The sequence below is a fragment of the Shewanella donghaensis genome (genome assembly GCF_007567505.1).
GTDB lineage: Bacteria > Pseudomonadota > Gammaproteobacteria > Enterobacterales > Shewanellaceae > Shewanella > Shewanella donghaensis.
Map to the genome: position 1 here is coordinate 830,040 of NZ_CP041783.1, position 15,414 is coordinate 845,453.

Genomic DNA, 15,414 nt, shown 5'->3' on the forward strand with positions numbered 1-15,414 from the left:
CGCTACATTATTTGTAGCGGCTTTTAATTTTTTACATCTCTTACATCTATTACCTTACAGCACTTGCTCTACAACAATGGGCTAAACAGATAGAACACCTGTTCAATAACACGTTTATACCAAGGACGCTTTTCCCACTCTTCTAGACTCAATTGGGTTGAATCTGCGATATAACTTTGCTGTAAATTATCTAGCTTACTTGAAAACTTCACATCATCGACAGCTAACGTCAGTTCAAAGTTAAGCCACAAACTGCGCATGTCCATATTCACCGTACCAATTAAACAATGCTCATCATCAATCAACACAGATTTAGTATGCAGCAAGCCGCCATTAAATTGATGAATTTTGACTCCCGCCTTTAATAAGTCGGTAAAGAAAGTACTGCTGGCCCACTTAACCATAGTAGAGTCATTTTTACGTGGAATAATAATATTCACATCTACCCCTCTTAAAGAGGCGGTAACAAGTGCATCGAGTAAATTTTCACTTGGTACAAAATATGGCGTGGTAATAACAATTTTAGCTCGAGCCTGATATAAGCTTTGTAATAACACTTGATGAATCACTTCTTCAGGCATGCCAGGTCCAGAAGGGATCACCTGCACTAACGATGAAGTATCCGTCGACTCGGCCATTGGCGGTTTATCTGGTAAAAATCGTTCATTAGTTTCGACCTCCCAGTCCCAAGAGTTCACCGTACTTATGACGGGTACTACAGGACCAGTGATGCGAACCATCATGTCAATCCATTCACCAACATCATCAGACTGTTTAAAGTGTTTCGGGTCAACTAAGTTCATGGAGCCTGTATAACCAATGGCGTTGTCAATAATCACTATTTTACGATGTAAGCGTAAATCCATACGCCTAAAAAACATCCGCAACGGGCTTACTTTTAATGCCGCGACAACGTTAATACCAGTTTGCTGTAATAATGAAGGCCACTTTGATTTAAAAAATAGTCTGCTACCCGCAGCGTCCAGTAATATTTTAACCTCGACACCACGATGTCTTGCCAATATAAGTGCATTAGCCACTTCATCAGCAAGTCCACCAGGATGCCAAATATAAAACTCCAAATAAATGGAAGTTTTAGCCCCATTAATGTCATTGATAATGGAATTCAGAATATCTTCTGGAGTATGTTTCAGTATTAATTCGTTGGCAGTCAAAGACGGAATACTGAGCTGACTATCACACAGGTTACTAATAGGCCCAGCATAAAGGCTTTGGGTATCAGGTTTGTGGGCATTGTGTTGATATAGCGATCTAAACCATTCTTCATAGGGCTTATACATGGCTTTTGAACGACTTGAGCGCGTTTTACCTAAATGTAATTCACCAAATAATAAATAGGTGAACACCCCAACAAAAGGCAGAAAGTAGATAATTAATAGCCAGGAAAAGGACACCCCGATACTTCTTCTTTTAATGACGATTCGGGTTGCGACTACACCTAACGTCAACCAATAAAGTCCGACACCTGCAAAAGCAATGATTTGAGTCAGTTGATCCATTAAAATTGATCCATTAAAGCTTGGCCATGATTATGCTGCTTTCCTAAGAGGTAATGATGATTTTTAGTAGAGTTTTACTTAATAGTCAGTGTACCCTGTAATGGTCAAAACCGTTAGCAAACATGTTGATGTGATATCTAGAAATGATAGCAAACGAGGTTGTATTGAAATTTACACGTTTGAAGTATTGGTTACTATGCAGTCTACTGTTAATTGTGGGATTGTATCTCATCTTAATAGAACAATTTAATGGTAAGCCTGAGGTGATGATGAGCGAAACTCAACCTATGTTTGTGTCTCAATGTTTAACACATAACGCAATAGTGCCGCTTGATCAGCAAGGTCGTCTCCGTATTGCTGTTTGGAATATTTATAAACAGCAGAAAAAAAACTGGCAACCACAATTACAACAAATTACCGATAATAGTGACCTCGTACTACTGCAAGAAGCCAAATTAAATAGCCGTTTTAGTGAGTATTTAGCCAATACCCAACACCATGTAGTGATGGCAAAAGGCTTCAGGCTGATGAATATTCCTATGGGCGTGATGAATATATCATCACAGCCAGCTAACGAAGCTTGTGCCTATCAAACTGCTGAGCCATTAATACGTTTTGCTAAATCTACTTTAGTTGCCACTTATCCATTATCTAACGGCCAACAACTTTTAGTGGTTAATTTACACGGTATTAATTTTGATTGGCGTCTTGATCACTATGAATCACAGCTAAAACAGATATTAAAAAAAGTCACTATTCATCATGGCCCCGTCATATTAGCAGGAGATCTGAACACTTGGCGAGATGGTAGAATGAGTATCGTAAGACAACTCACACAGGGAATGAAATTAACAGAGGCCAAATACAAGAAAGACTTTAGAAAACGAGTATTTGGTCTACCTTTAGATCATCTTTTTTATCGAGGGTTAACTTTAGTCCAAGCGGATTCTACGGAAACATCAGCCTCAGATCATAATCCTATTGAAACAGAATTCATGCTTGAGACTTTGTAGTCTGAATGATAGTTAATAGTTAAATAACTTTAAAGCAAATGAGTTTAGATTCATTGACATAGAATCGATAAAAGTCCTGTTGCTGATCTTGTTTGCCGACAAAAGCAATTAATGCCTTTTTATTAGATCCTTTAACCAGTTCTAATATCTGAGATAATCGATTAATAAAGTTCTCTTTAACAACAGCAGTCCAACCACTTGTATTAGCTTCTATAAAGTATGGTCTTAAGTTTTTACTTTTATCATCCACTTTTTGCCACCAGCCAGCTGATAATTTGATAATGATTTTATCGTCTTCAATCTGCGGTTTGTCCCAAGCTAATGTGCTATAAAACACCTTGTTTTGCTCTGTTTCTGTTTGGAAACGAAACTTTTGCTTACCGATAGGATTAATCACCTTTTGAAAGATTTGACGATATTGTTTGCCCTCAACCCCTTCAAACAATAATTCTCGATCACGATCGTAGGGGAAATTAAAAAACTGATCGACGATACTTTGAAATGAACTGGTAACGTAATTAGATTTCTTGCTCTTTGGTTTATTCGATGACGTGACTAAAACAGAATTATCGCCATTAGCAGCACTTCCATTATCAGCTGAGGTTGCACCAACTTTTAATGACTTCACTGCAGCAAGGTTAAATCTGTTTGGATAAGCCAGAGGAAAACCTTCATCACCTGTAATACGAGCCGTTTTACCCTGCTCTTTTATCTTACTGGTCGCTTTAGCGTAGCAATATGCTTCATGCTCAGTTTTTGGTTTTGTTTTAAAATATGGTCTACGAAGATTTACTGCTTTTTTAAATGAACATGGGATCAGCTCAATGGCACATTCATCACAAACAAAGTCGAGTGCCTTTACATTTTCAAGTATATAAAGCTCTTCATTGGTGACTAAACGTTCTAATTGTAAACAGCGTGCATCATCCATAAAGTTTCCAATTCTATCTAAGTTTTTCTTTCATAATCAAGATTATCCAACCCTATGCTAACGTAAAATAAAACTAATTGTTAATGTAAAATACAGTTGTGTGCTACTGAGTAGTTGATTACAGTAGAGACTGACTTGCTAACTTAGCCATTATCCTCAAAATCAGGTCATCAATAGATGATAACTGTGATAAAAATAAGTAAACCGCCTTAATAATCCAAGGAGGAAACGATGAAACCAAGTACCTTTATGGCATGGATTACCCGCATGCCGTTATTAGAACGTTGGGCGTTAATGCATTGCTTTCAAAAAGAAAATGTATCTGAACACTGCCATCAAGTGGCGGTTATTGCTCACTTACTCGTGGTCATCAAAAATAAACGCTTCGGTGGTAATCTTAACCCTGAAAAAGCCGCAACCATTGCGCTGTATCACGAAGTATCTGAAACAAAACTCCAAGACATAAATTCGAATACCAAATATCATAGCCCTGAGTTTACTAAAGCATTTAAAAAGCTCGAGGACTTAGCTGAAAAGGAGTGTTTAGCCACCTTACCGGAAGACTTACGTGAAGAAATGGAACCGCTATTAGTACAAACACAAGTGGATCCCGAATACAAAGCCATCGTAAAAGCCGCCGACATATTACAAGCCTACGTTAAAACCATGAATGAACTACGCTTTAATAATGATGAGTTTCATCATGTTAAAGATAATCTAGATAAAAAGTTAGCCCAAATGGAACAAGAGTTACCTGAGGTTAAGTGTTTTATCGATATATTTTTAGATAGCTGCACATCAACCTTAGATAAGTTGACTGAAAGCGAACTGAATAATGAGCAGTAAAGGATTATAAATGTCAGACAATGAAATAAATAGCAGCTCTGTTACTGACGCCGACACTAGTGATTTAAACCTAACAACAACCGATCGGGTAAACCCATGGCATGAAAGACGTTTGGGTGAAGACAAAATGCGCCGTAACGATCATCGCAGTCCATTTCAGCGCGATAGAGCAAGAATCTTGCATTCCGCAGCTTTTCGTCGGCTCCAAGCTAAAACCCAGGTTCACGGAATTGGCATGAACGACTTCTTTAGAACCCGTTTAACCCATTCATTAGAAGTGTCACAGATAGGCACTGGTATCGCAGCGCAGTTAAAACGTAAATATCCTCACATTGATCCATTACTGGATTCAATGAGTTTAATTGAATCACTTTGTTTAGCCCATGATATTGGTCACCCACCTTTTGGCCACGGCGGCGAAGTTGCGCTAAATTACATGATGAGAAACCACGGTGGTTTTGAAGGTAACGGCCAAACTTTCCGTATACTCGCTAGATTAGAGCCTTATACTGAATACTGGGGAATGAACCTCACCAGAAGAACATTATTAGGTATTCTCAAGTACCCTGCTTTATATTCAAATCTTCACGTAGACTTAGGCCATCCAGAAATCAGCAGTCATCGTAAATTAAGACCGTCGCAATGGCCATCGGTTAAAGGGTTATTCAATGATGATAAAGACATCTTTGATTGGGTACTTTCTGGCTTAAGTGTGAAAGATCGTAATCGTTTTATCAGTTATAAAAATAGCGCTATTGAGCACTATCCACACCATCGTACTCAATATAAATCGTTCGATTGCTCCATCATGGAGTTAGCAGATGATATCGCCTACGCAGTCCATGACTTAGAAGATGCCATCGTGATGGGCATTGTCACGCCAGCGCAATGGCAGCTAGATGTCGCAACACCGCTAAGCCAGAGTAATGACCAATGGTTAAAGGATGAATTTAGTACCATTGCAGATAAATTATTCTCTCATCAACACCATCTTCGAAAAGATGCCATTGGTACACTGGTTAATGGCTTCGTCACAGCAATCATCATAAATGAAGACGATAAGTTTGAGGAGCCCCTTTTACGATTTAATGCGCAGTTAGAACCAGACTTTGCCATTGCTTTACATGTGCTTAAACAGTTTGTATTCAAGTACGTTATTCGTAAACCTGAGATGCAAATATTGGAGTATAAAGGCCAACAAATCGTCATGGAGTTATTCGAAGCGTTTGAGTCAGATCCACAACGATTATTACCGCTTAATACACAAGAGCGTTGGCAACATGCCCATGATAACAACCTTAATCCGATGCGCGTCATTGCTGACTACATATCAGGAATGACAGATGAGTTTGCCGGTAAACTGCACCAACAACTGTTTGGTCCTAAATCAGCTGGCATTTTTGAAATTAATCTTGAACGTTAACTGCCACTCACTGCATTAATGTTTGTTTATCGATTTAGCCTTCACAGTATTATAAATATAATTCTGTAAAGGTTAGATCGGTTCTCAACTCCTTATAATCTTCATTTCACTAATGATTTAAATCCTCATACTTTAGAACCTATCTGTTTGGTTTGGCATTATTTTCACTAATATTAAACATATCGCTGTCATACTTCATTTAGCTCACACCTTACTGTAATAAAATTACGGTTTTATACAAATTGTGCTGTCGATCACGACATTAATGCCTCTAAAGAGGTAATTTTATAACATAAGTACAATTGATAAGTCGTAGCAATATTTAGATTACCGAGAGTTGTTAATTAAAACTATTTAGTTAACAATTTTTAAGGAACTGATTATGAAAGTCACGAATACTGAGCAACTCAACAATTTAGTTGAACGTGTCGCCAAGGCTCAAAAAGAATTTTCAACGTTTGATCAACAGCAGGTTGATAAAATATTTCGCGCAGCTGCGCTTGCAGCAACAGATGCCCGTATTGCCTTGGCTAAGATGGCAGCATCTGAAACTAAAATGGGTTTACTAGAAGATAAAGTGATTAAAAACCATTTTGCATCAGAGTATATCTACAACAAATATAAAGATGATAAAACCTGTGGCATCATCGCTGAAGATGTCACGTTTGGTACTATCACTATTGCTGAACCTGTCGGGATTATTTGCGGTATTGTGCCAACAACCAACCCAACTTCAACAGCAATTTTCAAAGCATTAATCAGTCTAAAAACCCGTAATGGTATCATCTTCTCGCCACATCCAAGGGCGAAACAATCAACCACCACCGCAGCACGTATTGTTTTAGACGCTGCTATTGCAGCTGGTGCACCGAAAGATATTATTGGTTGGATTGATGAGCCTTCAGTTGCACTATCAAATCAATTAATGACCCATGACAGCATTAACTTAATCTTAGCCACTGGTGGCCCAGGTATGGTCAAAGCGGCATATTCTTCTGGTAAGCCGGCAATTGGTGTAGGCGCAGGTAATACACCTATTGTCATTGATGAGACTGCGGATATAAAACGCGCAGTTAGCTCAATATTAATGTCTAAAACATTTGATTACGGCGTGGTATGTGCTTCAGAACAAGCAGTTGTTGTCGTTGATAGCATCTATGAGCAAGTAAAAGAACGTTTTGCCAGTCACGGTGGTTATATTCTGTCAGTGGCTGAAACAGCTGCAATGCAAAGTGTCATTATCAAAAATGGTGGTTTAAACGCTGACATCGTTGGTCAAAGTGCGCCAACCATTGCCAAAATGGCCGGGATTGATGTACCAAGCTGGACTAAGGTATTGATTGGTGAAGTAACTGATATCAATGAAGCAGAAGCCTTTGCCCATGAAAAATTATCACCGCTTTTAGGTATGTATCGAGCAATCGATTTTAATGATGCAATGGATCAAGCAGAAGCCTTGGTTACCCTAGGTGGTATCGGCCATACATCAGGTTTATACACCGACCAAGATGGACAAGTCGAACGCGTAAAAGCATTTGGTTTTAGAATGAAAACCGCCCGTATCTTAATCAACACTCCAGCTTCTCAAGGTGGTATTGGTGACTTATATAACTTCAAACTAGCACCTTCACTAACTTTAGGTTGTGGTTCTTGGGGTGGTAACTCTATTTCAGAAAACGTGGGACCAAGCCACTTAATCAATAAGAAAACTGTCGCTAAAAGGGCTGAAAATATGTTGTGGCATAAACTTCCATCTTCAATCTATTTCCGCCGCGGTAGCTTACCGATTGCACTAGAAGAGTTATCGACTAAAAAACGTGCATTAATCGTTACCGACAAGTTTTTATTCAATAACGGTTACTGTGACGAAACCATTAAAATATTAAAAGCTCAGGGTGTTGAAACTGAAGTATTTTATGACGTTGAAGCGGATCCTACTTTAGCCATAGTAAAACAAGGGGCTAAAGTGGCTCAAAGTTTCCAACCTGATGTAATTATTGCATTAGGTGGTGGCTCACCAATGGATGCAGCTAAAATCATTTGGGTTTTATACGAGCATCCAGAAGTTGATTTTGCAGATTTAGCACTACGCTTTATGGATATTCGTAAACGTATTTATAAGTTCCCCAAATTAGGTGTTAAAGCGCAAATGGTAGCTATTCCTACCACTTCAGGAACGGGTTCTGAAGTCACGCCATTTGCCGTAGTGACAGATGAAGTCACTGGTATGAAGTATCCAATTGCTGACTATCAACTTACACCTAACATGGCAATTGTTGATCCTAACCTTGTGATGGATATGCCTAAATCATTAACGGCTTTTGGTGGTATTGATGCGATAACTCACGCACTAGAAGCTTATGTTAGCGTCATGGCCAATGAGTTTAGTGATGGCCAAGCTTTACAGGCATTGGATTTATTATGTAAGTATCTTCCAGATGCTTATGAACATGGCGCTAAAGCCCCTGTTGCCCGTGAAAAAGTTCATAACGGCGCCACAATAGCAGGTATTGCTTTTGCTAATGCATTCTTAGGTATTTGCCACTCAATGGCTCACAAACTTGGCGCTGAATTCCATTTAGCCCACGGTCTAGCCAATGCATTGTTAATCAGTAACGTTATTCGTTTTAACGCAACTGACATGCCGACTAAACAGGCTTCGTTCAGTCAATATGATCGTCCTAAAGCATTGTGTCGTTATGCCACAATTGCCGAAACATTAAAACTTGATGGTATTGACTCAGCAACAACTGACAAAGAAAAAGTCGAGTTACTGATTGGTAAAATTGATGAGTTGAAAACCGCTGTCGGTATTCCCGCTTCTATACAAGAAGCCGGTGTTAATGAAGCTGATTTCTTAGCTAAATTAGATGAATTAGCTGAACATGCCTTTGACGACCAATGTACAGGTGCAAATCCAAGGTTCCCATTAATTAGCGAGCTAAAACAAATCTTGTTAGATAGTTTTTACGGTAATACTTATCAAGATAAGTAGACGTTAAACCAGAGCCCTAAAATCTTGGTTAAACACCCTGCTAAATGCTGATTTTAAAAACGCTTTTCATTTCATAACAGCTGTAGCTAATTGAAATTGATAAGCGTTTTTTTATATCTAGTTAACGAGTTCTAAAGTAAAGCGGTCTAGGTATATGAAGCCCAGATTAGATAAATCATTTACCGCAGAGTTTGTGTTATTTTTAACGGCTGTGCACTTAAATGAAGATCAAAAAAAAGCAGCTATATTTTAGCTGCTTTTTTGATTTGGAGGCTGATTAACTTTTACTAATAAACTATTAATAATCAACTTTTACTAATTAACTGCTGCCAGTAATTATTGCTAACTAAGCTCAAGTTGCTTAATCATCTCTAATGCCACAGCTTCAGCAATACTGATACCGTCAATCCCAGCTGACAAAATCCCGCCAGCATAACCCGCACCTTCGCCTGCTGGGTATAAACCTTTCGTATTGATACTTTGGTAATCTGCACCACGCTTTATCTGAATAGGTGAAGAAGTACGCGTTTCTACGCCAGTTAACATGGCATCTTTACTGTCAAAACCACGAATTTTCTTACCAAATGCAGGAATAGCTTCGCGAATTGCATCAATGGCAAATTCTGGAAGTGCAGCACTTAAATCAGTCATTTTCACATTTGGTTTATAAGAAGGTTCAACATTTTCAAACGGTTTACCATCACCTGCGGCTAAAAAGTCGCCGACCATTTGTGCTGGTGCATCATAATTACTGCCGCCCATAACATAAGCATTGCGCTCTAATTTACGTTGCAACGCAACACCTTGCATTGGGTCATTATCAAAATCACTTGGATCAATCCCTACTACAATTGCGCTATTTGCGTTTCGTTCACTACGCGAATATTGGCTCATGCCGTTGGTCACGACTGCGTGTTCTTCAGAGGTTGCCGCAACAACAACGCCACCAGGGCACATACAAAAACTGTAAACACTGCGGCCACTTTTACAATGATGTACTAATTTGTAATCAGCAGCGCCCAGCATTGGATGACCCGCATTAACACCAAAACGGTCTTTATCAATCATGGCTTGCTTATGCTCAATACGAAAGCCAATCGAAAATGACTGCGCCTGCATATAGACGCCTTGATCATGTAACATTTGGAAGGTATCACGGGCACTGTGGCCAATTGCGGCGATGACATGTTTTGAATGCAGCACGTCACCATTTCTTAGAGTGACACCAGTGACTTGACGATCAGTAATATTGATTTGATCGACACGGGTTTCAAAACGGACTTCACCACCCAATCGAATGATTTCGCTGCGCATTTTCTCAACCATGGTTACTAATTTAAAAGTACCGATATGCGGCTTGCTTACATATATAATTTCAGCAGGCGCGCCTGCTGCAACAAATTCTTGTTTTACTTTTAGGCCTTTAAAGCCAGGGTCTTTAACTTGGCTGTATAACTTACCATCCGAAAACGTCCCTGCTCCACCTTCACCAAATTGTACATTAGATTCGGTATTAAGCTCACTGGTTCGCCAAAAACGGAAAGTATCTTTAGCACGTTCGTGAACTGATTTACCGCGCTCTAAAATAATCGGTTTAAAACCCATTTGCGCTAATATCAGTCCCACGAATAATCCACATGGCCCCATCCCGATAACGACTGGACGTTCAGTAATTCCTTCAGGTGCAGTGGCGACGTATTTATAATCGGTGTCAGGAGACACTCGGACATTCTGGTCATCAACAAACGACGCTAACAAAGACGTTTCTTCTACGTCGGTTAACGTGACATCCAAAGTATAAATTAGGGAGATTAAATTCTTTTTCCTAGCATCGTAACCACGCTTAAACACATGTATTTTAACAAGCTGCTCTGCTGTGATAGAGAGCTTTTGCAATACAAACTCTTGCAACGCATCTTCATTATGGTCGAGAGGCAATTTTACTTGGTTTAAACGGATCATGATTTACCTAAAAAGAGACTTAAAAAACAGCGCGTAGTTTACGTGATTTAACCTCAAAATGAAATTATCTATTGATGTTATATCTCATTAACTCTTTATCAATTAAGTGGAATAAAAAAATAAAACAGTTCACGTGAACTTGTCAAACAAAGCCTTTTATCACCACTATCTGTAACGAGAGTATGTGGTTAATATCGCAACAATTTCCATTTAGCATTCTTGATTAGGAATAACACCTTGTCACACATTATTTTATAAAGTTTAATAACAGGCGCTTAAAGTGTTACGACCCTAGTGAGTTACGGTTTTTAAGGTAGTCGTGAGAATGATGTTGAATACCAGCAATATCACAGTTCCCTCGTTACCATTACATTTCTGTTCAAGGATTGAGCATGACTATCAAAACATCAAACCCTATTAAACGCTTCTACAGCCTAGTCTGTCTTGGGGCTGTGTTTTTATCCGTTGATTGTTACTCTAATGAAGTTCCGCTCACTAAAGCAGATATTCATCGAATAGAGTATCCTTCTGGAATACAGTTCATGAGTAGCATAATCTCATCTGATGAATCCATAGTCCTCGTTTATGAGCATTTTGACGATTATGATTGAAGAGCGGAGAGCTCAGATATAGTCAATTAAACTTAAACCCCCAAGGTATTGGGTCAACAACACCACAAGCTGTTCATTTTAATAATGAAGAAACGCCCCTAATTCGCACTGGGGTAAGTCTGATAAAAATAGATAATGTTGAGTGCTTGTATTTTGTTGAAACTAATACCACATATTTCAAACCCACAACCCTCTATAGAGCACAATGGAAAAACAATAAACTCATTGATAAACAGAAACTTTCATTGCCAATCCCCATAGCAGCGTCAAGTGATACCAAATGGTATTTACTTAATAGTGGTAAAATAGCAATGGTATACCGTTCTAAACCGTATTCAGGTTGTTGTCAGCTGCTGTTTAGTACGAGTGATGACGGTATACATTTTAAATCGCCCATCGACATAGGCAGTGGTGGCGCAATGCCCGCAATGGCTACATTCTCATCTAACGATATTATTTATACATTCCAGACGCGATTTGTCAGTGAAAAAACCAGTACAGATGGACAAGCATTATCAGTGATGAAAACGCATTTTAGACTGTCTTCAGATAACGGTATTCATTGGAGCAAAGCTTACCCCATCACCTCCAGAGTCGAAGCCGTTCATGATGCTAAGCCCATACAACGCAACGATGGCAATGTTGATGTCTATTATTCTTCCGTTGATAGCACTGAAAACGATTCTTTTACATTATGGAGAAGATGCGTTTCACCTGCTGGGCGATTAGGCGATGAAGAATTAGTCATTAATCAGAACGTTGGCAACATTGCCAAAGTATCAGTACACAGGTTAACTGATACTTCATTGCTAATTACATTTGTTGAACAAGGGCAAGTATATTCTGAAGGGGATCATAATCTTCATACAGCATGGGTTGTGAAAGATGCAGTATGCAACCTAAACTAATATTCGCTTATAGGTCGTTAAAACAGCAATGAGCAATTACAACATTTCAATATAAAGGTACAATGATGCAGCGTAGAACATTCTTAAAAAAGCTCGCAAAGACAAGTGTAGTAATAGGTACTGGACTAACTGTTGCAGGTACTATCAGTTGGTTTAGTATAGATGCACCATCTAAACCCTTGACAGTAGACCATCTGTTGTCACAGTTAGATGGTCTACTTAATACGGCAAACCAATCGCAGAACTTAATAACAAAGTCACAAGACTGGGATTTATCCCAAATATTTACTCACTGTGCCCAGAGTGTTGAATATTCTATGTCAGGCTACCCACAACATAAGTCTGAATTGTTTAAACAAACTGTTGGCCCGACTGTTTTTTCGATATTTGCAGCAAAAGGCAGAATGACGCATAACTTATCAGACCCCATACCCGGTGCACCTTTAACGATAAAAAAGCCTCTTTATTTACCCGCGCTTAAACGTTTACAGCAATCACTGATTGATTTTCAACGTTATGAAGCAGAGTTAAAACCTCATTTTGCTTATGGTCAACTTTCAAAACAAGAATACGCCCTTGCCCATGTAATGCATTTCAATAACCATATGCAGCAAATCAGTCGTGTTAGCTAAGCGAAATTGATTCATTAGACAATGCTTGAATGAGTGCATTGGGATTATCAACGCCAATAAAAACAGATTTAACATTAGCTATAGGCACAACTAAATTTATTTTCACATTGGGAACACCTGAAAAGTTAAACCGTTTGAGCCCTTCTGCTCTTCTAACCCTTTCAGAATTCAACTCGACACTTTGGATATTATTTAACTTAATGGAATAACAATTAAACACTCCGTAACGGATATGTAATTGTCGTTCATAACATCCCACACTATTATTTTTATGTGAAATACTGATTGGCCTACGTGACATGGCTCTGTATTCAGCAATAAAGAAAACTAAACTAAATAGCGTTAAACCCGTAACGATATTGGCTGTTAGAGATGAGAATATAAAATGAATAACGATGTGCATTAAGGGTATTTCAAACGCTATCATCATGATGAAACCAAAGGCATTGGACTGATTATCATCTTTTTTATGATAGCTAAACTTTACCTCACCGCGATAAGAACTTGCATTAATTAAATGGGCACAAAGAAAAAAGCTCCAAACCCTGACTTCAAAAGCGACAATGGTCGCAATGATTGAATCACCGAATAAACCTTTGATTGAATTATCGATTGCTATATCCGGGTCTTCTCCAGATTTTAGTGCTGTTTTGATTGCCAATAGCACACAAGCAATTGAAACAAGCTCAATTAATATAAATCCGCCAATTAATAGATAACGTATTTGAGTTAAATATGGCCATATAAGTTGATTTTTGGCGGGTATGATATAACTGCCAAGCAATATTAACAGTGCAAAATAGCCAAGAGACTTAACGAACGCTAACTTTTTTGATTTTAAGCAGTAAAAACAAACCAAGGGTAATGTGATTAAGCCATCGATTAACATTAACCAATCGAATTGAGCTGCACCATAATCGTTAATCCACAAATCATATTTAAAGAATATTATCCAGGCTGCGCTAACGCATATCAGGCTGATAAAGGGAGCTTTACTCTTTAATTTATCTAGTTGCATATGATATCTCCCATTTTAAGACAGCAAATTATGCGCGGCTTCTTGCAAAAATAAATCTATCTGTGGCCTTCTTTTCTCCATTAACGATATGATCTTTGGTGAACGAACTGACTATTTCAAAATTATGTTTAACCAGTAATGAATCGATGAAAGACGACTGATAGAAATACATGTGCATTTGATCGCCGTCAGCTGAAACTTGAACACATGATTGACTGTAATCATCTTCCATAAATCCAATATAGACCCACGATTTTACTTTAGAGACACAGGCTAATGACTGAATGAAAGGCTCAATGTCGGTGTCAGCTAAATATGGGATACAAAAGGAACACAATAAAACATTAAACGCTTTACTTAACCTCCCATCAGTATCACTGCCTTCAGCTAAATCAGAAATATGACGAATATCTGCAACCTCAAAATAGCCGTTAGGATTTTGTTGTTGTGCTATTTTTATCATTTGAGGTGATAGATCTACTCCGCTTACATTGACCTTTACTTTAGACTTAACGCCATCGTTTAACCTATCCTGAACATAAAGGCTGGCATTACCTGGCCCGCAACCAATGTCTAGAATCGATATATCCTCATGATTATGATCGAATTCTGAAATGAGTAGATGGCAAAACTTATCGAGACTATGAGCATATAAAGCACAATCCATGTATTTGTTTTGATAACGCTGTGCAGCCTTATCAAACACAGTAACCGTTTGATGATACTTATCCATAAAGATCTACCTTGTTGATCTGCTGTAATAAGAAGGGTTACAGTTTGCAATAAATCACATTAGCAAAGCGCAATATGACGAGCAAGCGTTTATTTAAAATACAAAAAAGCCACTCGAAAGTGGCTTTTGTACAGCTTGGTTCTTTAGGAAAACCTAAATACTAAGTATTATAAAGCGCCGATGGCATCTTTACATAACTGAGTAATACGATCCCAATCTCCTTGCTCCATTGCATCAGTAGGTGCAATCCAGCTACCGCCAATACAATCAACATTGGGTAATGCCAAGTAGTTTTTATAACTTGTTGGCGTAATACCACCAGTTGGACAAAAACGAATGTTTGCAAGAGGACCTGAGAATGCTTTAAGTGCATTAACACCACCAGACGCTTCAGCTGGGAAGAATTTGAAATGAGTGTAACCCAATTCCATACCCGCCATAACTTCTGAGATGCTTGCTACACCAGGAATTAATGGAACATTGCCACGCTTAGCTGCTTTAAGCAGACCAATCGTAGCACCAGGAGTGATAATAAATTGTGAGCCCGCATCGACAGCTTGCTGTAGATGAGTCTCGTTTAAGATTGTTCCCGCACCCACTAACGCTTCCGGTACTTCTTTAGCAATTAATGCAATCGCTTCTAAAGCACATTCTGTTCGTAAAGTAATCTCTAAAACACTGATGCCGCCCGCTACTAATGCTTTCGCTAACGGTACTGCGTGCTCGATTTTATTGATAACCATTACAGGAACAATCGGGCTGCGTTTAAAAATATCTTGTGGCTGTAGTGTCCAGTTATTCTCAAGCATTCGTTAATCTTCC

At 38.7% G+C, this 15,414-nt stretch carries 13 protein-coding genes; 7 read left to right on the forward strand and 6 right to left on the reverse strand.

Going from position 1 to position 15,414, the window contains the following annotated elements:
• Positions 1-68: 68 nt before the first annotated feature.
• Positions 69-1,520, reverse strand: a complete 1,452-nt coding sequence (gene cls / locus FPK91_RS03475; protein WP_144208052.1) for a cardiolipin synthase — start codon at positions 1,518-1,520, stop codon at positions 69-71.
• Positions 1,521-1,684: 164 nt separating this feature from the next.
• Between cls and FPK91_RS03480 the strand changes: the two genes are divergently transcribed.
• Positions 1,685-2,533 (forward strand): endonuclease/exonuclease/phosphatase family protein, encoded by an 849-nt coding sequence (locus FPK91_RS03480; RefSeq protein ID WP_227006672.1) that lies wholly within the window; start codon positions 1,685-1,687, stop codon positions 2,531-2,533.
• A 19-nt stretch (positions 2,534-2,552) separates the two neighbouring features.
• Here the strand turns inward: FPK91_RS03480 and FPK91_RS03485 are convergent, their stop codons facing one another.
• Positions 2,553-3,464, reverse strand: a complete 912-nt coding sequence (locus tag FPK91_RS03485; protein ID WP_144208058.1) for a hypothetical protein — start codon at positions 3,462-3,464, stop codon at positions 2,553-2,555.
• A 231-nt stretch (positions 3,465-3,695) separates the two neighbouring features.
• Here FPK91_RS03485 and yfbR point away from each other — a divergent pair, with 231 nt between their 5' ends.
• The 3 genes from yfbR to adhE all read left to right on the forward strand — a co-directional run bounded on the left by yfbR (position 3,696) and on the right by adhE (position 8,728).
• Positions 3,696-4,310, forward strand: a complete 615-nt coding sequence (gene yfbR, locus FPK91_RS03490; protein WP_144208061.1) for a 5'-deoxynucleotidase — start codon at positions 3,696-3,698, stop codon at positions 4,308-4,310.
• Positions 4,311-4,437: 127 nt separating this feature from the next.
• Positions 4,438-5,733 (forward strand): anti-phage deoxyguanosine triphosphatase, encoded by a 1,296-nt coding sequence (locus FPK91_RS03495; protein ID WP_264371788.1) that lies wholly within the window; start codon positions 4,438-4,440, stop codon positions 5,731-5,733.
• A 382-nt stretch (positions 5,734-6,115) separates the two neighbouring features.
• Complete coding sequence (gene adhE / locus FPK91_RS03500) at positions 6,116-8,728, forward strand: bifunctional acetaldehyde-CoA/alcohol dehydrogenase (protein WP_144208067.1); 2,613 nt, start codon at positions 6,116-6,118, stop codon at positions 8,726-8,728.
• Between the two features lie 342 nt (positions 8,729-9,070).
• Here adhE and FPK91_RS03505 read toward each other — a convergent pair whose 3' ends face one another.
• Positions 9,071-10,690, reverse strand: a complete 1,620-nt coding sequence (locus tag FPK91_RS03505; protein ID WP_144208070.1) for an NAD(P)/FAD-dependent oxidoreductase — start codon at positions 10,688-10,690, stop codon at positions 9,071-9,073.
• A 392-nt stretch (positions 10,691-11,082) separates the two neighbouring features.
• Between FPK91_RS03505 and FPK91_RS21050 the strand changes: the two genes are divergently transcribed.
• The 3 genes from FPK91_RS21050 to FPK91_RS03515 all read left to right on the forward strand — a co-directional run bounded on the left by FPK91_RS21050 (position 11,083) and on the right by FPK91_RS03515 (position 12,841).
• Entirely contained in the window at positions 11,083-11,301 is a 219-nt protein-coding gene (locus tag FPK91_RS21050) for a hypothetical protein (RefSeq protein ID WP_227006673.1), read from the forward strand.
• Positions 11,298-12,209, forward strand: a complete 912-nt coding sequence (locus FPK91_RS03510) for a hypothetical protein (RefSeq protein WP_227006674.1) — start codon at positions 11,298-11,300, stop codon at positions 12,207-12,209. The genes FPK91_RS21050 and FPK91_RS03510 overlap by 4 nt, the downstream gene beginning before the upstream one ends.
• A gap of 62 nt (positions 12,210-12,271) precedes the next feature.
• Positions 12,272-12,841 carry a DUF1569 domain-containing protein gene (locus FPK91_RS03515; protein WP_227006675.1) on the forward strand — a complete coding sequence of 190 codons (570 nt, stop codon included), beginning with the start codon at positions 12,272-12,274 and terminating at the stop codon, positions 12,839-12,841.
• Here FPK91_RS03515 and FPK91_RS03520 read toward each other — a convergent pair.
• From FPK91_RS03520 to FPK91_RS03530, 3 genes are all read right to left on the reverse strand, one after another.
• Complete coding sequence (locus tag FPK91_RS03520) at positions 12,834-13,859, reverse strand: hypothetical protein (RefSeq protein WP_144208073.1); 1,026 nt, start codon at positions 13,857-13,859, stop codon at positions 12,834-12,836. The two genes, FPK91_RS03515 and FPK91_RS03520, sit on opposite strands and share 8 nt — an antisense overlap.
• A gap of 28 nt (positions 13,860-13,887) precedes the next feature.
• Positions 13,888-14,592 carry a class I SAM-dependent methyltransferase gene (locus FPK91_RS03525; protein WP_144208076.1) on the reverse strand — a complete coding sequence of 235 codons (705 nt, stop codon included), beginning with the start codon at positions 14,590-14,592 and terminating at the stop codon, positions 13,888-13,890.
• A 167-nt stretch (positions 14,593-14,759) separates the two neighbouring features.
• Complete coding sequence (locus tag FPK91_RS03530; protein WP_144208079.1) at positions 14,760-15,401, reverse strand: bifunctional 4-hydroxy-2-oxoglutarate aldolase/2-dehydro-3-deoxy-phosphogluconate aldolase; 642 nt, start codon at positions 15,399-15,401, stop codon at positions 14,760-14,762.
• Between the last annotated feature and the right edge of the window lie 13 nt (positions 15,402-15,414).

What these genes read in the sequence shown, in the direction of transcription:
- FPK91_RS03495 (WP_264371788.1), top strand. Translation starts at nt 4,438, where the DNA reads ATGCGCCGTAACGATCATCGCAGTCCATTTCAGCGCGATAGAGCAAGA.
- adhE (WP_144208067.1), top strand. Translation starts at nt 6,116, where the DNA reads ATGAAAGTCACGAATACTGAGCAACTCAACAATTTAGTTGAACGTGTC.
- cls (WP_144208052.1), bottom strand. Translation starts at nt 1,520, where the DNA reads ATGGATCAACTGACTCAAATCATTGCTTTTGCAGGTGTCGGACTTTAT.
- FPK91_RS21050 (WP_227006673.1), top strand. Translation starts at nt 11,083, where the DNA reads ATGACTATCAAAACATCAAACCCTATTAAACGCTTCTACAGCCTAGTC.
- yfbR (WP_144208061.1), top strand. Translation starts at nt 3,696, where the DNA reads ATGAAACCAAGTACCTTTATGGCATGGATTACCCGCATGCCGTTATTA.
- FPK91_RS03530 (WP_144208079.1), bottom strand. Translation starts at nt 15,401, where the DNA reads ATGCTTGAGAATAACTGGACACTACAGCCACAAGATATTTTTAAACGC.
- FPK91_RS03525 (WP_144208076.1), bottom strand. Translation starts at nt 14,592, where the DNA reads ATGGATAAGTATCATCAAACGGTTACTGTGTTTGATAAGGCTGCACAG.
- FPK91_RS03515 (WP_227006675.1), top strand. Translation starts at nt 12,272, where the DNA reads ATGATGCAGCGTAGAACATTCTTAAAAAAGCTCGCAAAGACAAGTGTA.
- FPK91_RS03505 (WP_144208070.1), bottom strand. Translation starts at nt 10,690, where the DNA reads ATGATCCGTTTAAACCAAGTAAAATTGCCTCTCGACCATAATGAAGAT.
- FPK91_RS03520 (WP_144208073.1), bottom strand. Translation starts at nt 13,859, where the DNA reads ATGCAACTAGATAAATTAAAGAGTAAAGCTCCCTTTATCAGCCTGATA.
- FPK91_RS03485 (WP_144208058.1), bottom strand. Translation starts at nt 3,464, where the DNA reads ATGGATGATGCACGCTGTTTACAATTAGAACGTTTAGTCACCAATGAA.